This is a genomic window from Tropicimonas omnivorans (assembly GCF_031846565.1).
GTDB lineage: Bacteria > Pseudomonadota > Alphaproteobacteria > Rhodobacterales > Rhodobacteraceae > Tropicimonas_B > Tropicimonas_B omnivorans.
On record NZ_JAVRHL010000001.1, the window covers coordinates 953,663 to 971,554 of the forward strand.

13 protein-coding genes are annotated in these 17,892 nt (G+C 69.5%); 7 read left to right on the forward strand and 6 right to left on the reverse strand.

What is annotated here, in order from left to right; all coding sequences use genetic code 11:
• Nucleotides 1-29: 29 nt before the first annotated feature.
• From tssM to RM543_RS04585, 4 genes are all read left to right on the forward strand, one after another.
• On the forward strand, nucleotides 30-3,620 hold the full coding sequence (gene tssM / locus RM543_RS04570) for a type VI secretion system membrane subunit TssM (RefSeq protein ID WP_311689699.1): 3,591 nt from the start codon (nucleotides 30-32) through the stop codon (nucleotides 3,618-3,620).
• Nucleotides 3,620-4,873 carry a type VI secretion system-associated protein TagF gene (gene tagF, locus RM543_RS04575; protein WP_311689700.1) on the forward strand — a complete coding sequence of 418 codons (1,254 nt, stop codon included), beginning with the start codon at nucleotides 3,620-3,622 and terminating at the stop codon, nucleotides 4,871-4,873. The genes tssM and tagF overlap by 1 nt, the downstream gene beginning before the upstream one ends.
• A gap of 98 nt (nucleotides 4,874-4,971) precedes the next feature.
• Nucleotides 4,972-5,751 carry a PP2C family protein-serine/threonine phosphatase gene (locus RM543_RS04580; protein WP_311689701.1) on the forward strand — a complete coding sequence of 260 codons (780 nt, stop codon included), beginning with the start codon at nucleotides 4,972-4,974 and terminating at the stop codon, nucleotides 5,749-5,751.
• A gap of 4 nt (nucleotides 5,752-5,755) precedes the next feature.
• Nucleotides 5,756-8,035 (forward strand): serine/threonine-protein kinase, encoded by a 2,280-nt coding sequence (locus RM543_RS04585; RefSeq protein ID WP_311689702.1) that lies wholly within the window; start codon nucleotides 5,756-5,758, stop codon nucleotides 8,033-8,035.
• Between the two features lie 173 nt (nucleotides 8,036-8,208).
• Here the strand turns inward: RM543_RS04585 and RM543_RS04590 are convergent, their stop codons facing one another.
• The 6 genes from RM543_RS04590 to RM543_RS04615 form a co-directional block, all read right to left on the reverse strand.
• A complete protein-coding gene (locus RM543_RS04590) occupies nucleotides 8,209-10,341 on the reverse strand; it encodes a hypothetical protein (protein ID WP_311689703.1) in 2,133 nt (710 codons plus the stop codon).
• Nucleotides 10,338-10,751, reverse strand: coding sequence for a biopolymer transporter ExbD (locus tag RM543_RS04595; RefSeq protein ID WP_311689704.1), 414 nt, complete (start codon nucleotides 10,749-10,751; stop codon nucleotides 10,338-10,340). Before RM543_RS04595 ends, RM543_RS04590 begins: the two co-directional genes overlap by 4 nt.
• 4 nt (nucleotides 10,752-10,755) lie before the next feature.
• Nucleotides 10,756-11,217 (reverse strand): ExbD/TolR family protein, encoded by a 462-nt coding sequence (locus RM543_RS04600; RefSeq protein ID WP_311689705.1) that lies wholly within the window; start codon nucleotides 11,215-11,217, stop codon nucleotides 10,756-10,758.
• Between the two features lie 4 nt (nucleotides 11,218-11,221).
• Nucleotides 11,222-11,866, reverse strand: coding sequence for a MotA/TolQ/ExbB proton channel family protein (locus tag RM543_RS04605; RefSeq protein WP_311689706.1), 645 nt, complete (start codon nucleotides 11,864-11,866; stop codon nucleotides 11,222-11,224).
• A 125-nt stretch (nucleotides 11,867-11,991) separates the two neighbouring features.
• The gene (locus tag RM543_RS04610; protein ID WP_311689707.1) at nucleotides 11,992-12,420 is read right to left on the reverse strand and encodes a hypothetical protein; all 429 of its coding nucleotides are present in this window, start codon (nucleotides 12,418-12,420) and stop codon (nucleotides 11,992-11,994) included.
• A 104-nt stretch (nucleotides 12,421-12,524) separates the two neighbouring features.
• Nucleotides 12,525-12,800, reverse strand: a complete 276-nt coding sequence (locus RM543_RS04615) for a hypothetical protein (RefSeq protein ID WP_311689708.1) — start codon at nucleotides 12,798-12,800, stop codon at nucleotides 12,525-12,527.
• A gap of 117 nt (nucleotides 12,801-12,917) precedes the next feature.
• On the opposite strand from RM543_RS04615, the gene RM543_RS04620 reads away from it, so the two are divergent.
• From RM543_RS04620 to RM543_RS04630, 3 genes are all read left to right on the forward strand, one after another.
• A complete protein-coding gene (locus RM543_RS04620) occupies nucleotides 12,918-13,334 on the forward strand; it encodes a DUF1036 domain-containing protein (protein ID WP_311689709.1) in 417 nt (138 codons plus the stop codon).
• A gap of 146 nt (nucleotides 13,335-13,480) precedes the next feature.
• The gene (locus RM543_RS04625) at nucleotides 13,481-15,391 is read left to right on the forward strand and encodes a caspase family protein (RefSeq protein ID WP_311689710.1); all 1,911 of its coding nucleotides are present in this window, start codon (nucleotides 13,481-13,483) and stop codon (nucleotides 15,389-15,391) included.
• Nucleotides 15,392-15,528: 137 nt separating this feature from the next.
• Nucleotides 15,529-17,883: a M23 family metallopeptidase gene (locus tag RM543_RS04630; protein WP_311689711.1), complete on the forward strand. Its 2,355-nt coding sequence runs from the start codon at nucleotides 15,529-15,531 to the stop codon at nucleotides 17,881-17,883.
• Nucleotides 17,884-17,892: the final 9 nt, after the last annotated feature.

The following is a 17,892-nucleotide window of genomic DNA, read 5'->3' on the forward strand; positions in this document are numbered from 1 at the left end:
GCCCAGAGGGCCCGAAGGGAGACACAGGTATGCTCAAGAAGATCCTGCTCGGAACGATAATCGTCCTCGCCCTCGTGCTCTGGGCGATCATGGTGTGGTTCGCTTTCCCGCTCGTGGGCTTCGGCGAGACACGGCCCTTCGATCCCGTCTGGGTGCGCATCGCGCTGATCGCGGCGGTCTGGGTCACGGTCGGGATCGTCTATCTCGTCAAGTTCATCCGCCGCCGCCGCGCCGCGAAGGCGCTGGAAGAGGCGATGACCGAGCCGCAGGTGTCCGGCGACGGCGAGGTCCTGTCCGAGAAGATGGGCGATGCGCTGTCCGTTCTGAAGCAGTCTTCCGGCTCCAAGTCGTACCTCTACGAACTGCCGTGGTACGTCATCATCGGCCCGCCCGGCGCCGGCAAGACGACGGCGCTGCTGAATTCCGGCATCAAGTTCCCCCTTGCCGAGAAGGGGGAGGGCGCCGTCGCGGGGGTCGGCGGCACGCGGTACTGCGACTGGTGGTTCTCGGAGGAAGCGGTCCTGATCGACACCGCCGGCCGCTACACCACGCAGGACAGCGATGCCGAGGCGGACAAGGAGAGCTGGTTCTCCTTCCTCAAGCTGCTGAAGACCCACCGCGCCAACCAGCCGATCAACGGCGTCATCCTCGCCATCTCGCTGCAGGAGATCATGACCGGCACGCCGGCGGAGCTGGACGCCCACGCCGAGACGATCCGCCAGCGCCTGATCGAACTGAACGAGCAGCTCAAGGTCGACTTCCCGGTCTATGTCCTCTTCACCAAGGCGGACCTCATCTCCGGGTTCATGGAGTATTTCGGCTCCTTCTCGCAGTCCCGCCGCCAGAAGGTCTGGGGTCACACCTTCCAGACGTCCTCCAAGAAGGAGCCGACCGTCGAGCAATTCGGGAGCGAGTACGACGCGCTCGTGGGACGTCTCTCGGAGGAGGTGACGGACCGCCTCCAGGAAGAGCCCGACGGCGTGAACCGGATCGCGATCTTCGGGTTTCCGGGACAGGTCGCGATGCTTCGTGACCGCCTGTCGGGGTTCATGACCGGCATCTTCGGCCATACCCGCTACAAGGTGAACGCGAACTTGCGCGGGTTCTACTTCACCTCGGGCACCCAGGAAGGCACCCCGATCGACCAGGTCCTCGGCGCGATGGACCGCTCCTTCGGTGGCGGTGCCGCCGCCGCCGGCATGGGCGGGCGGGGCAAGTCGTTCTTCCTCCACGACCTTCTTCGACGGGTCATCTTCTCGGAGGCGGGCTGGGTCACCACCGATCGGCGCGCGGTGATGCGCGCGCGCGTCCTGCGTTACGGCGCCTACGGGGCGATCACCGCCGCGAGCGTGGCACTCCTCGGCCTCTGGGGCTGGTCCTTCTGGCAGAACCGGGAGCTCGTGCGCACCGCGGAGGCGGCGCTCGCCGACTACGAGCTGGCCGCGCAGGAGGAACTGCAATCCGCGGAAGTCTCCGATCCCGATCTTCTGAACGTCGTCGCCTACCTCGACATGCTGCGGTCCATGCCGACGGGCTACGTCGATGCCGAGGAGGACGCCGCCCTCACCGAGCGCTTCGGCCTGTCCCAGCGGGAAAGACTCGAAAGCGCCTCCCGCACGACCTACAGGCAGGCGCTGGAGCGGATGTTCCGCTCGCGCCTGATCCTGCGGCTCGAACAGCAGCTTCAGCAGTTCATCCGCGAAGGCGAGGTGCTGGCGACCTACGAGACGTTGAAGGTCTACAAGCTTCTGGGCGATGCCGCGCCCAAATCCGACGATCAGGTGATCCTCGCCTGGTTCCGGGAGGACTGGCGCTCGGATCAGTATCCCGGCCCGCAGAACGCCGACAACCGCGCCGCCCTCGAGGCGCATCTCGTCGCGATGCTCGATCTCGACGCCGCACAGGAGCCGAGCTTCGAGCTGAACGGCGCGCTGATCGACCAGGCCGAGCGGATGCTGGCACGGATGAACGTGGCCGACCAGGCCTATTCGCTGATCCAGGCCTCCGTGCAGTTCACGCCGATCGAACCCTTCTCCGTCGAGAACCGCTCCGGGCGGGATGCCGAGCTCGTCTTCGAGACGGTGAACGGCGAGGCGCTCGACGAACAGGTGATCCCCGCGCTCTACACCTATGCCGGCTTCCACGACTTCTTCCTTCCGCAGCTCGGCGAGATCGCGGACCGCATCCTCGATGAACGCTGGGTGATGGGTGAGTATGCGGAAGCCGCCGATATCGAGGACCAGATCGGCCAGATCGGTCCCATCCTGATCGACCGCTATACCGATGACTGGATCCGCGAATGGGAAGCGGTCCTCGGCAACATCAAGCTGCGGCCCATGGCGGCGGACAGCCCGGCCTACCAGGCGCTCGCGGCCGCCTCCGCAGCGCGCACCTCTCCGATCCTTCTGCTGACGCAGGAGGTCGGAGCGGAAACGCGGCTGACGTCGGAATTCGAAGGTGACGACGGCGGCGGGCCGGCGATCGATGCCGGGGCAGCCGGTGAAGCGGCCGGAGAGGTCGGCGCCCTCGTCGCGCAGGAGACGATCCGGCGGCAGAACTACTATGCCCGGATCGGCCTCGAGGCGGTCTTCGACAAGAGCCAGGCCCGCGTCGGTCCGGGCAGCTCGGCCGGCGGCTCCCGCCGCCTTCCGGGGGCCGAGATCGAGGCCTATTTCGCCGATTGGCATGACCTTACCGAAGGCGCGCCCGGTCAGCGGCGGATCGATCTGCTCCTCGCCACGCTCAACGACATGCAGCGCAGCCTGATCCTCGCCGTGGACTTCCCGAACCAGGCTGCGGCCCAGATGCCGGCGCAGATCGGCGCCCTGAAGCAGGCCGCGTCCCGCCTGCCCGACGCGCTGGCGCGGATGACCTCGGAGGCGATCGACGATTTCGAGGGGGACGCGGCCAATACCGACATCGCGCGACTGAACGAGGCGCTCAATTCCTCCGTCACGCAAGCCTGCGAGGCGATCGTCGGCAACCGCTACCCCTTCGCGCGGGACAGCGCCCGGGACGTGCCCATGGCCGAGTTCGCCCGCCTCTTCGCCCCGAACGGCGTGATGGACCGGTTCTTCCTGCAGGAGCTGTCACCCTATGCCGATCTGGGGGAGGGCGAGTGGCGCTGGAAGGACGAGGGGCCGCTCGCCGGCAAGCTCTCCGCGGCGACGCTCAAGCAGTTCGAGCGCGCCGCCGCGATCAGGGACTCCTACTTCCCCACCGGGGGCGGCGTTCCCAGCGTCGACATGACGATCAACCCCGTCTCGATGCACAACCGCATTGAAAGCGCGGTGCTTCAGATCAACGGCCAGATCGTGACGACCCGGCCGCGCGGCAACACGCCGGCCAACATCAACTGGCCGGGCTCGATGGGGGGCGGCAATGTCAGCCTTCAGTTCACCCCCGAGATGCGAGGGCGGGAGAGCCAGATGTCCCTGAACGGCGCGTGGGCATTCCTGCGCTTCATCAATGACGGAAGCCCGAACGTGTCGGGAACCGAGATGCAGGTGCGTTACGTCGTGGGCGGGCGCAACATCGCCTACCGGATCGACGTCGCCGCGTCGGAGAACCCCTTCTTCCTGCGGGAGCTCGTCGAGTTCTCCTGCCCGAACGGCCTCTGATGGCGCCGCGCATAGGCCTCTTCGGGAAGCTGCCCTCAAGGGGGGACTTCGTCGCCCGCGCAGTGCCCGCCGAGATCCTTCAGCACTGGGAGGGCTGGCTCGAGCGGTCCGTCGCCGGGGCGAAGGCTGAGCTTGGCGAGGCATGGCAGGAGACGTGGGACGCAGCTCCGGTCTGGCGATTCTGGATCGGCGAGATGGTGTTCGGCCATCCCGTCGCAGGGGTGCTCGCGCCATCGCGCGACAAGGTCGGACGCCGCTTCCCTCTCACGCTCTTCGTCTCGGGGGCCGGGCCGCGCCATCCGGCGCCGCCGCTTGCCGATGACGGCACGACCCCGGCCTGGTACGACACCCTCGAACGGACCGCCCTGCAGGCGGGCAGTCCCGGCTTCGATGGCGATTTGGACGCGATGATCCAGCGCATTCCGTTGCCCGACTGCGCCGTTCAGGCCCAGCCGGAAGATCGACGCTTCGCATTCTTCGCCTACGGGGAAAGCGGCCTGCCGCAGCTCATGGAGGACGTGCGGGCGCACGATCATCAGCTTGCCTCTGCCGTGCGGACCTATTGGTGGACCCCCGGAAACGACCGTGTCGGCCCTGCCATGATCGCGCAGACCGGGATGCCGGACGGCGCGGCGCTCGGCGCCATGCTCACCGGGTTCGGTCCGCCCGCCGAGGCGCCGCCTCCGCCGCCCGCGACGCCGCCGCCGCCCGTGCCGCCGGCCGACTGGAACGGCGGTTCGGCGGATGCATGGGCCGCGCCGCCGCCGATGGAGCCCGAGCATGTGCCGGAGCCCGAGGCGATGCCGCGGCCGGGCTCGCAGGCGAGCCCTGACCACACTCCCGCGGAGGCCGAAAGCCCCTTCGCCGCCGGAACCTGGGACGTGCCCGCGTCCCCGAGGGCAGACCTCGCGCCCCGGGATGACACGCCGCGCGGGGCGGCGGAGAGCGATGGCGACCTGGATCCGCCGCCGGTTGGGGGCGCGCCTCTGCCCGAGGAGAAGGGCCCTCCCGAGGCGGACGATGACGCCGGTCCCCGCTTTGATGAGCGCCCGGAGCCGCGAGAGCCGCGATCCGAAAGGGCTGTCCCTCCGGCAGATCCCGAACCTGCGGAGGATCCGGACGGGGCTGCGCCCACGGAGGCGCCGACAGCCGACGACGAGAGCCCGTTCTCAGGCGAGGGGGAACGGGCCCGGCCGGGGTTCCGCGGGATCTTCGGGCTTGGCGTGAAGGGACACCGCCGGGATGAGACCTGAACCACGATCCTCCACGTCCCTCACCCCGAGCGTTGACGGCAAACTTACGCGTCGTCATGGTTCTGTAATCATTTGCGAGATTTTTTCGGACCAAATTCATGATCGGTAAGACATTCAGGTTCGAGACGGGGGCGGTGAGCCATACCGGACTCGCCCGTGATCACAACGAGGACCGGTTCCTGGCAGAGCCTGAGAGTGGCCTCTGGCTGGTAGCGGACGGCATGGGCGGGCACGAGGGCGGGGAATTCGCGTCCGGCGCCATCGTGGATCACCTGAGCTCGGTCGGCCGTCCGACCTCGGCGCCGGACCTGCAGGCGCGCTTCGTTGAGCGAATTGCGCGCGCCAACGAGCAGATCGTGCACCGCGCCGAGGAGAAGGGCGCAACCATCGGATCCACGGTCGTGGCCTTGCTGGCTTACGAGCAGCACTTCGCCTGCGTCTGGTCCGGGGACAGCCGCATCTACCAGATTCGCGAAGGGCAGCTCGCCCAGCTCAGCCGCGACCATACCGAAGCCAACGAACTTCTCGACCGGGGCGCCATCACCGCCGCGGAGGCGGAGAACTGGCCTCGGAAGAACGTCATAACCCGAGCCATCGGCGTCGGCGCCGAGGTGAACCTCGATCACAGATACGGCACGCTCAGGAACCGGGACACCTTCGTCCTTTGCTCCGACGGGCTCACCGCGCATGTCGGGGATTCCGAGATTCTTGACATTGCCCGGAAAAACCAGCCTCAAACGGCATGCGAAATGCTGCTCGATCTGACGATGCAGCGCGGCGCGACCGACAACACGACCGTCCTGGTGATCCGGGCCTTCGACAAGACCGAAGTGACCCCTGTAGGCAACATGTTCGATATGCCCGAGGAAGGAGCCTGACCCGATGACAGCGGTCAGCGACGACGAGAGCGGTGTTCCCCCCGAGGGCGGCGGCAGCCGGCCGCCGAAGAGCACACCGCCCGCCTCGGAGGGCAGACCCCGGGAAGTCAGCTCCGGCGGGACCGAGCGCACCTCCGGCGCGGCGGGTGTCGAGATCGGCACGAAGATCATGGGCACCTTCGAGATCACCGAGCACATCGCCACCGGCGGGATGGGCGAGGTGTATCGCGGCGTGAACATCCACACCGGCGAGCCGGTCGCGATCAAGATCGTTCTGGCGGCGCTCGCGCATGACGAGAAGATCCTGTCGCTCTTCCAGAAGGAAGCGACGGTCCTCGGCCGCCTGCACCACGACGCGATCGTCCGGTACCAGCTCTTCACCGTCGATCCCGGCATCCAGCGGGCCTGCCTCGTGATGGAGTTCGTCGAGGGTCACTCCCTCGGCGATTACATGGAGAACGGCCCGATCCCGCTTCAGGACGTCGTCGTGATGCTCCGCCGGCTCACGGGGGGCCTGCAGAAGGCGCACGATCTGGGCGTCGTCCACCGCGATCTCAGCCCGGACAACATCATCATTCAGGACGGCACGGTCACCCATGCCAAGCTGATCGACTTCGGCATCGCGAAGTCGGAGAATTTCGGCGGCGGAACGCTTCTCGGCGGGCAGTTCGCCGGCAAGTACGGCTACGTGTCCCCCGAGCAGCTCGGCCGGTTCAAGGGCGTGGTGACGGGCCGGTCGGACATCTATTCCCTCGGTCTCGTCATCGCGGGGGCCTGCGCTGGACGCCCGCTCGACATGGGCGACAGCCCGGCCGATGCGGTCGAGAAGCGCCTCGCGGTGCCGGATCTGTCGCATGTCTACCCCGAGCTGCGGCCGCTCGTGGAGCGGATGCTCCAGCCGACGCCCGACGACCGCCCAGAGAGCATGGCGCAGGTGCTCGACTATCTCGATCACCCGGACAAGCTCGCCGCCAGCGCGCCCGCGCTGGCAGCGGGGGAGGCGCCCGCCGCTCCCGCGGTTCCCGAGCGCACCGTGATCGCGGCGCCCTTCGCGAGCCAGTCGGATCTCAGCCAGCCTCCGGCCTTCGGCTTCACCGCCCCGCCGCAACCGCGGGCGCCGGAGCAGTCGCAGCCACCGCACTCGATCCCGCCCGGCTCCCTTCCGCCGGAGGGCGCGCCAAGCGAGAGCGACAGCCCCTTCGGCGCCAGTACCGCACCGCCCCCCGCGGCCCCGCAGGCCACTCCGCCGCAGGCGGGCGCGCCGGACAAGTCCGGCAGCAAGGGCGCCCTCATCGGCGGCCTCGTCGCGCTCATCCTGATCGGCGGCGGCGCCGGCGCGTATTTCGCCGGCGTCTTCGGCACGGCCGAGCTTCCCGAGGAGATCGTGGCGTCGGGGGAGGACGGGGCCGATGCGCCCCCGGACGCGCAGGCGGACGGGGAGGATGCGCCGGACCTGGCCGCAATCGATCCCGAGCCGGAGACGCCCCCGGAGGAGGAGCCCGCCGCGGCGGAAGGGCCGGACGAGGTCGCCACGCTCGAGCCCGAAACCCAGCCCGAGCCAGAAGCGGAGATGGAGGCGGCCCCCGAGCCCGAGCCCGCCCCCGAGGCCGAACTGGAGCCGGCCGAGCCCCTCTCCCCGATCGCCCGCGTCGCCAGTCAGATGGAATGGGTGGCGGAGTACGAACTCCCCTCCTGCTCCTTCGCGACCGTGCGCTCCGCCACGACGGACAGTTTCGATATCGAGGCCTACGGCACCACCGCCGCGCCCTTCGTTCGCCTTCTGACCGACTTCGAGACCGAGTACGGGTTCGAGCCGGATATCGGCGTCCGGCAGGTGAACGACAGCCAGTGCGCCGTCGTGGGGTTCATGAAGGACAATGCCGGCGGCTCGGAGGTCTCCCCCACGCTCACGCTGGACAAGGATGTGCTGACCTCCGGCGAGGCGATCCGCGGCCGCATCGACCAGATCAACGGCCGCCCGCTCTTTCTGATGCTGGTGGACGCGCAGGGCGGCACCTACGATCTGACCTCCCGCCTCCGGGACCAGCCGGACGGCACCTCGACCTTCGCCATCGCGCTCAGGCCGAACTCCCTGACCAGCGACGACGGGATCGTGCCGCAGCTCATCGTCGCCATCGCGAGCCCGACCGAGCTTGCGACGACCGCGTCGGCCCCCTCGGGCACCTCGGCCAGCATCCTGATGCGGCTTCTGCAGGAGGAACTCGACCGCAAGGGCGAGACCGCTTCCGTCGCGCCCGGGTATTTCAGGTTCGATCTGGAGTAAGGCCCTCCGAAGAGCGGGCGGCGTCCGGCAGGAGGGCGCGGCCCCGTGCGACGGAGCGGGGCTCGCCCGGTCTGCTCCGCGGTCGTGTTTCGGCGCGGCGCGCATGGGGCCGATGTGGCTTCCCGCGCACCGGGCCGAGCGGGCCGCGTTCGCAGGGCCTCCCGGCGTTTCTCTCAGTCCGGTAGGCGTACCGTGAAGCCGACGAGCGCCGCGTCCAGATCGAGCCCCTTCCGGTCCATCTCCTGCTCCAGCCGGCCGAAAAAGCGCGGGGCGTTTGCGCCGTTCAGGGACCGCACGGTTTCCAGGGGGGCAGGTGAGGTCAGCGCCATGAGAAGCTGTTCGGTCTCCACGTCTCCCCCGGTGAGGTTCATGCCGATGGCGATCTCGCGCTGGCCGAGGCGCGAGCTGACGAAATCGTCCAGCACCTGCACCATTCCCTCGTCGTCGATCAAGAGCAGGTGCACGTTCCGCCCGCCGGTATTCCGGATCGCCGCTTCGAGCTGGTCCCCCGAGACGATGTTGCGCTCCGCGATGTCGATGTAGACGCCGAACTCGGGGTAGCGGCCGACATGGGTGACGAACCGCAGTGCGGCGCACTGGCTGTCCGTCACGCGGCGCAGGAACGTCCCGGGCGCGATCCCGGCGGCCGCCTCGAGCCCCGTCCGGAAGCTGTCCAGCCCCGCATCCGTCTCGCCGAACGCATCGAGCGTCAGCGTGCCGGTCTCTTCCCCGAGGACGGGCAGCGCGGCGAAACAGGTCGAGGGGGCCTCGAAATCCCTGAGATAGGTCAGCATCGCGGCGTAGCGGACCCGCTCGCTCTCGTCGATCACGCCGTCATTGGGCGCGGGCGCGGCGAGGGTGCCGGGCGGCGCGGCGCCCTCGTCACCCCGCTCGGGTTCCGGCAGGGCAGAGAGGCGCGATGCGCCGCTGCCGGAGCCGGTCGTCGCCGGCGCGGCGGAGGGGGTCTCGGGCAGGGCGGCCAGCCGCCGGGGCCCATCGCCGGAGGGTGCCGCTGCGCTCGTACCGGGAGCAAGGCGCGTCGGCGCGGCGCCCTGCGGCGCGGCCGTCACGCGAGCGCCGCTCGCGACGGGTGAAACGGTTGCGCTCGTGGCGGAGGTGAAGCTGCCGGGGCTGCGCGGGGCGCCCTCCGGGGATGCGGCGAGTCGGGCAGGGGCGCTTGAGGTGGGCGCCGGGGCCAACGCGCCGGATCCGGACGGCGCTGGCGCGGTGCGATCGGGCAGGGCGCCGAGGCGCGCCGGGCCGGGCGATGCGGGAGCGCTGGCCGCTGGCTCGTCCGGCAGGGCCGCGATGCGCGCAGGTTCGCCCGTCGCCCCGCCCTGCCGCTCGGTGGTCACGGTCAGGCCTGTGGACGGGCGGGCCACGGGGGGAGGCGCCGGCGCGTCCGGCAGGGCGGCGATCCGGGGGGCGGGGGCGGCACTCGAACGCGCAGGGGCCGCTTCGGAGACGGCAGCGGAGGCCGAGGGCAGGGGTGTCCCGCTCAGCCGCTCCGCCTCCGTCCCTCGCAGGGCATCGGCTTCGGTCCCGGCCAGCGCCAGCTCCTCGGCGGGGACGGCAAGGCGGGCCGGGTCGGTGGCCGGGGCGGGTGCCGTCTCGGGCTCGGTGAGGCTCGCCAGCTCGTCCGGCGCCGTCTCCGGACGGTCGGCCTCGGCCTGCGCCGCATTCTCTGCCGCGCCCTGACCCGCCATGCGCTCGGCGACGGTCCCTTCCACCGTCTCGCCCCCGGTGGCCGCGAGGCCCCGGTCCGGATCGTCCGGCAAGGCCGCGAGCCGCTCCGCCTCCGCGGCCTCTGCAGTCTCGGTACCTGCCCTTAGGGCGGCGCCCGCATCGCCCGCCTCTTCCAGCCGGCCATCCTCTTCGCTCGCCGCGGCAACCTCCCCGTCGCCGTCCGGGGTGAGGGAGGCATCGCGCCGGGCTTCCTCGGCCCGGTCCGGGTCCAGCGCGGTCATTCTCGTCCCGCCCTCCGCCTCCGCCAGGCGTTCCGTCCCGGCTTCCGCCGCGGCCACGCTCTCCGCCGCGGCGGCGCGCTCGGTTTCGGCGGAGGCGAGGCTGGCCCGTTCGGGGGCCGCAACCGCTTCGGAGGCGGGCGCGGCCGTGGTCACGGCACCGCCCGACAGGTCCATCATCTCGATGACGAGGTCGGCCTCCGGCGTCATGTCTTCCCGCTCCGGCATCCGTGGGGCGATCTGGATCAGCAGGCCCGCATGAATCGCCAGGGCGACCAGCGCTGCCCCGGCCCAGAGCGCGCGGTCGCTTCCGTCCGCACGAAGGTCGATCCCGCCGTTCACTCCACCACCTCGACGCCCGATTTCAGCGTCACGAGGCGGAGCGGCCGACCGGAGGGGGCGAGCAGGTCCACGGTCTCGAGCAGAAGGTCCGCCGGCAGGTCCCGGCCGGCGAGGATGTTGAGCGCGGTGTCGGGCTCCAGTGGCTCGAGGGCGGCCAGAAGACCCGGCACGCCCACCTCGTCACCGTCGAGCACCCAGCTCCCGTCGTCCCTGAGCAGCAGGAGGGGGCGGGGCAGGCGGTCGAGCGGGAGTTCCTGCGTCTCGGGAAGCTGCACGACCATCTCGTCGGTTTCCACGATCGTTCCCACGACGAGGAAGAACAGCACGAGAAGCAGCACGATGTTCACCTGCGCGAGGCCGAACTCCGGCGGTGTCCTGCGGCGCGGCGGGGAGAGGCGGGAACCCTGCATCACCTCAGCCCCGCGAGGGCCGGCCGATCAGCCGGATGCGGGTGAGGCCGGCGGCGCGGACGACTTCGAGCACGGTCACGACGTCCTGCGTCGTCGCGCGGGCATCGGTAAAGAGGATCAGGTCCTCCGCCCCTGCCGCCTGAAGCTGGGCGACGCGCAGGGGCAGCATGTCGTGGAGCACCACGTCCCGCCCGATCCGCACGTTGCCCTCGCCGATGGTCCAGATCGCAGGGCCGGTCTCGCTGGCGGAGGGGGAGGCGTCCTGGTCCGCCGCGGCCTGCTCCGCCGGGGTCGCACGGGCGCCGCCGAGGGGCAGAAGGGCGTAGGGGGCCAGCGAGGTGGACAGCATGAAGAAGATCAGAAGCTGGAACATGACGTCCGCCAGCGGGGTCAGCGCGAAGCTCCTCTTCGGCCCGCCGCGCGGGTCCGGGATGCTGACGGGGACGGACGACGGCCCGGCGGCCATCGTCCTAGAACCGGGTGCCGGGGCGCGTCTCGACCCGCCCGTTCAGCATCGTGGAGATCATGCGCTCCAGCGCCTCCCGCTCCCGTCCGATGCGCCCTTCGAGCCAGATCGATACGAAGTAGAAGAAGATCGCGATGGCAAGGCCGACGGCGGTGGTGATGAGGGCGGTCCAGATGCCGCCGGCAAGGACGGAGGGATCGACGGCGCCGGCGGCCTGGCTGAGCCGCCCGAAGGCCTCGATCATGCCGACGACGGTGCCGAGAAGACCGAGCATCGGCGCGGCCTGGACCGTGGCGTCGATGGCCGGCATGCGGCGGGCCATGAGGGCGAGCTCGTCGAGGGCGGTCTGCGTCGCCAGCTCCCGCGCGTAGATCTTGTCATTGGGCTGGGCCCGGAGGCCGGAGAGCACCGCGAAGAGGACCCGCACGCCGGCACTGTCACGCTTGCCGGCGAGGTCGAGCGCTCCCTCGCCGTCCCCCGACAGCCAGCGCTCGACGATCTGCTGCGCCCGCTTGCGGCGCCCTACGCCGAGACGGACGAACTGGACGATCTTGTAGAACGTGACCGTCAGCGCGACGACGGAGATCGCCGCGAGAACGGCCATCACGACGATGGCGTAAGAGTTGAGCTGCGCGAGGACGGACGACATGGCCGGGCGGGATCCCTTCGTCGCCCCGCGCGCCGGCCGGGGTGGCGGCGCCGGTCAGTGGCGGGGCGTCAGGCTGCGGACCGGGCGATGAGGGCGCCGTGCCCCCGTCGCCCGAGAGCCTGGGTTCAGATGCCGAACTGGATGTCGGAGCGGCTGGAGGTCACGAGGGCCTCCATGCAGTCGGGCGCGTCGCCTTCCGCGGCTGTGCACTCGGCCACGTTGTTCACCAGGAGGCGGGAGATGTTCTCGCAGGGCTGATCGGCCAGATCGAAGCGGACGACCTTGGTCTTCCCGGCGGGAAGCTCGCCGAATTCGAGGACGAGAAGCTGCGTCACGCCGCCTTCCTGATCGAAGACGGCAACCTCGTAGGAGGTGGTCGACAGATCCGAGCCGGTGTTGTTCGTCGCGACGTAGGTCAGGCGGCACCCGCCGTCGATCGCTTGCGCATTGTTCAGTTCGAGACCGAAATTGCCGCCGGCCTGCGCCGTCGCGGTGCCGGCCAGGCCAAAGGCGGTGACGGCGCTGAGCGCCGCTGCACAAAGAGTTCTCAGCATGTGTCTATTGCCCCACAGAAGAATTATTCGTCCACGGGTAAAGTGCTAGCATGAGTCGCCCCTGCGTCAAAGCCTTGGCGTGGGGGTGAGGCCGCCCGGGCGCTTCAGCGGAAGACGCCGGTGGACCAGCTGAGGGGACGGATGACGACGCGGCTGCGGTCGCGGACCGCTTCGGTCGTGCGCGAGATGCGCATCACGCGGTAGCCGGGCTCCCGCTCCTCATCGGTCTCGCGCTCTTCGCCGGCGCGCGCCTGGGGCTCGTCCCTCTGGGTGTCGTTCGAGTCGGTGGATCGCAGTTCGCCCCGTTCGGCGGCGATTTGCGCCGGTGCGGCGGTGGCGGACAATCCGGCGAGGGCGAGGCCGGCCAGCAGATATCTCATGACTTTCTCCATTCACTCGGGTTCGAATCCGGGGCACAAACGGTTGCGGGGGCGGTCCCGGTGCGCCTGAATGATGGCGCCGCCGCACTCGCCCGAGGCTGAAATGCGATTGATTTTATGCCCTTCAGATTAGCACTCGCTGCCGTTGCGGCAATACTCCTGATGCCGGCCGCTCGCGCCGAGGCGCAGTTTGCCATCTGCAACCAGTCCTTCGACGTGGTTAACGTGGCCATCGGCCAGTCCGCCGGGCCGGACTTCGAGACCGAGGGCTGGTGGACCATCGGGACGAACCAGTGCGCCAACGTGATCAAGGACGAACTGCGCAACCGCTATATCTACGTCTATGCGGCCGATGTCTTCGGACAGCCGATTCTCGCCGGGACGACGCCGATGTGCCTCGGCGAGGCTCGTTTCGAGATTACCGGGATCGCCGAGTGCTGGTCCCGCGGCCATCGGGAGGCGCCCTTCTTCGAAGTGGACACCCAGGCCACGGAGCGCTGGACGCTCTTTCTCACGCAGCGGGGGCTCGACTGACGGAAAGGTTCCGCATGGACGGGGCGGCCCGCGTTCACATTTTGGCAAGGTCCATGCGCCATGTCCGAGAGGGACTATCCCGATGGGCGACGTTGCGGTAACCTGACGACATATTGAAGATCATCTCTTTCGGGGGCCTCAAACCCATGCCCATAGCCTTGACCCATTTCGGACGCCGCTTCGGAACCCGCGCCTTGCGGGCCGCTCCCCTCGTCTTTCTCGCCGCCGGTGCGGCGACGACCGCGGACGCCAAGCGCATGGCGCTCATCGTCGGCAATTCCGAGTACGAGCACGTCTATTCCCTGAACAATGCCACCAACGATGCCGCCGACATGGCCGACGCGCTGCGCCAGCTCGATTTCGAGGTGACGCTCTTGACCGATACCGGCGCGGCGGACTTCATGGACAAGCTGGATGCCTTCGCCGCCGAGGCCGAAACCGCTGAAAGCACGCTCTTCTTCTTCTCGGGCCATGCCTTCCAGATGGAGGGCGTGAATTACCTCGTGCCGTCCGACGCGGCCCTCACCTCCGCCGATGCGATCAAGACCGAGACGTGGCGGCTCGACACCATCATCGAGAAGCTCGAATCGCGGAATCGCCAGACGCTGGTCTTCCTCGATGCCTGCCGGAACAATCCGCTTCCGGAGGGCCAGCGCGCGGCGTCGGGCGACGGCCTCGCCAAGCTCACCACGGGCTCCGGCACCTTCGTCGCGTTTGCCACGCAACCCAACAACGTCACCTCGGACGGAACGGGGGAGAACTCTCCCTTCACGGATTCGCTCCTGAAGCACGTCTCGACGCCGGGGATCTCGATTTCCGACATGATGATCCAAGTTCGCAACGACGTCGAGGAGGCGACCTTCGGTCGTCAGACTCCCTGGGACCAGTCCAGCCTGCGGGCGCAGTTCTATTTCCAGCCGGTGCAGGAAACGGTGCCGGAGCTGACCGATGCCGACATCGAGATGATCGCCCTGCTCGACCCCGACACCGCGCGACGGCTTCTGGCCGCGCTCGGCGCGACGGGGGTGAACGTGGGGATCGAGATCGTGGACGTGGAAGAGGTCGAAGAGCCCCAGATCCAGTTCGCCTCCGCCGAGCCCGGCTTCTTCATCGACGATCCCGACGCGCCGGCCCCCGAGCCGGGTTTCGCGATCCTCGACGTCACGGACGCGCCGGCGACCGCCACCGAATCCGCAAGCGCCTCCACCGATTTTGCCTCCCTCGCGCCCGGCGGAGGGATGACCGTTCTGGGCGGCAAGGCGGAGCGGGCCCGCATGGCGGCCGCCGCGTCCGCCTCACAGGCCGAATCGGATCAGGTCGCCAGCGCCGGCGCATCCGCCGCCGCGCGCGCCGGAACCGACGAGATCGCGAGTGCCGGGGCCGATGGCGCCGCCGGGACCGCCGGCAGTGCCAATTCGCTTGCCGCCTCCGGCGATGCCCTCGCCTCCGTCCTGCCCGAGGATCCGACAGCCCGCGGCACCGCGTCCGGCATCCTCGACAACAATGCCCTGGTTCTCGCCGCCCTCGGTCCCAGCCGCTCCCTCGACCCGATCTTCGCCCCCAACGCCTCGATCCGCGGCGAGGAGGTGGACCCGGAGACGGCCGGCATCGACTTGCCGGCGCAGGAACTCGGCGGTCGTGAGCTGGCCGCCGCCGTGCAGACCGAGCTCGCGCGCCTCGGATGCTACCGCGCGGCGGTGGACGGGGCCTTCGGCCGCCTCTCCGCCCTCGCCCTGACCCGCTACTACATCGCCCGCAAGACCGCGGTGGACGAGCTGAAGCCGACGAACGCGCTTCTGCACATCCTGCGATCCGAGTCCGAGGTTCTCTGCACCGGCGTCGTCGCGCCCAAGACCACGCAGGTTGCCTCCGCCGCGCCGAAGCGCAGCACCGTCGTGCGCAAGGCCGCGCCCGAACCGGTCGTGCGGACGTCCGCCCCCGCCCGGAGCAATACGGGCGCCAAGAAGGTCATCAAGCGGACGACGACGACGACGAACAGCCAGGGCCAGACCCAGCGCAAGGTCATCAAGCGGATGAACACCGGCGTTTTCCGCTAAGGCCCCATGAGCGGACGGCTCAGAATGCAGCGACACTCGCCGGCCTCGGGACATCGGGGCCGGCGCCGTCACGGTCGGACATGTCATGACCGCGTCCGAGGCGGGCCCCCGCGACGCGACCGGGGGGCAATCCGGACATGATGGACGAGGTCGATCCGAGGTTTCGGGAGCACCGCAAGCGCGCGAAGGGCCGCAAGCGCCGCCGCGGCCTAGGCCGGCTCATCCTTCCCGTGGGGGTGCCGCTCCTCGCGCTTGGCGCCCTTGGCGGAGGACTGGCGCTGACGTGGGATCAGTGGACTTTCGGGCCGACGGACGTCCAGGTGGAGGAGGACGAGCTGGACGTCGACCTCGTCGCTCTGGAGCAGGAGGTGGCGCAGACCTCCGCCGCCTTTGCCGCCGCCTTCATCGATCTTGCCGGCGATCCGATGCTGATCCGTCTCGCCGAGGATGGCGGCAGCTCGGCGACCCGGCGCCTGCCCGTGCCGCAGGAGCTGGACGCCGCCCGCGTCGGCGCCGCGCTCGTCATGGTGAGCGATGTGATGGTGAGCCAGGAAGAGAGCTTCATCACAACGTTGCCCTCCAGCCAGGAAGACTTCGCATTCTTTCAGTCCCAGCGCTTCAGCCCGCCCGGCGGCGATCCGATCCGCCCCGAGCTGGACGAAGGCGCAGTCGTCCAGGCCGCCGCGCAGGATGCCGCCGAAGCGCCGGGATCCCCTCTCGCCGCCGAGGAGACGGACTTTGACGAAGGCGGAGGCTGGGGCGAGAGTATCGACGATACCGGTCAGCAGATCACCGAGTTTACCGAGACCCGGATCGAGAACACCACGTCCGTGGCTTTCGTCAGGGACGAGGAGGAGCGACAGGCGCTGAGCGAGGATATCTTCGTCCGGATCTCTGCGCCGCGCGGTCTCGCCGAGCTGATGGAGGACCGGGGCTTTGCCGAGGCGGAGGCGGCAGCCGTGTCGGAGGCGACGCAGGCCTTCTGGGGTGTCGAGGAGCTGGCGAGCGGGCAGGTGGTGGCGCTGCGCGGCGTGCCCGGAGAGGGCGGCGATCTGGGTTTCGCGCAGCTCTCGCTCTACGACGAGGAAACCTATTTCGGCACACTCGCCCGCGCCGGTGACGGCGGGATCGTGGAGGGATCGGACCCGTGGGTGGACGACGAGCTTTTCGACTACGCCGAAGGGCAGGAGGCGGAGGGCTCGCTGGAGCAGAAGTACCGGATGCTGGACGCGTTCTACTCCACGGCGATCCGCAATCGCGTGCCCGCGGTCCTCGTCGGGGAGGCCATCGCGCTTCTGTCCAAGTCCCATGACCTCGATGCCTTCGCCAATCCGGGCGACCGCATGTCGATCCTCTATTCTCCAGAGCGGCTGGAGGAGGATACCGGGGCGGGCCAGATCCTCCACATCGCGATCCGGGGCGAGGATGTGGACGTGGAGTGCTTCGTCTATCGTACCGCTCCGGGGCAGGAGTATTCCTGCTATGACGCCCAGCCCCGTGCGGGCGGCGGGGGGGCTGGCGGCGGGATGGTGACGCCTGTGAAGGGGGTTCTGACTTCCCGGTTCGGGCCGCGCACGCATCCCGTCCTCGGCACCGTCCGCGTCCATAACGGCGTCGACTGGGCCGCGCCCACCGGCACGCCGATCCATGCCGCCTTCGCGGGGACGGTGTCCTATGCCGGGGACGGCGGTGGATACGGCAACGTCGTCAAGGTCTCGCATCCGGGCGGCTTCGAGACGCGCTACGCGCACATGTCCAGGTTCGGCGTGCAGGCGGGGCAGGCGGTGAATGCCGGCGACGTCGTCGGCTATGTCGGCACGACCGGCCTGTCCACGGGGCCGCACCTGCATTTCGAGCTCTACCTGTCGGGCAAGCCGATCGACCCCTTGAGCACCTCGGGGCCCGTCGCTGGCGGCGGTGGCGGGGGCGGTGGCGCGGTGGAGACGCTCGTGAACCAGATCATCCGGGTGGAGAGTGCCGGGAATGCCCGCGCGAAGAACAAGCTGTCGACCGCAACGGGCCTCGGTCAGTTCATCGAAAGCACCTGGATCCGGATGATGCAGACCTACCGCCCCGACCTTGTCGCCTCCCTCAGCCGTTCGGAGCTTCTGGATCTGCGGTTCGACCCCACGATCAGCCGGGAGATGGTGACCAATCTCGCGCGGGAGGGGGAGAGCTACCTGCGCGCGCGGGGGCATCACATCACGGCGGGGCGCCTCTACCTCTGCCACTTCCTCGGCGCGGCCGGCGCGCATCAGGTCCTGTCCGCGCCAGACGATGCCGCGCTCGTCGCGGTGCTGGGGCAGCCGGTCATCGGCGCGAACCCTTTCCTCCGCGGCCGGAACGTGGCCTATGTGAAGGCATGGGCGGAGAAGAAGATGTCCGGCAGCGGAGCGCCCGTCGTGACGGCCTCGGCCCCCGTGGTCGCGAAGGAGCCGGACGGTCTCGAGGACTTCCGGACCGCGATCAGGACCGTGCTCACCGCCGGATGAAGCGACAGG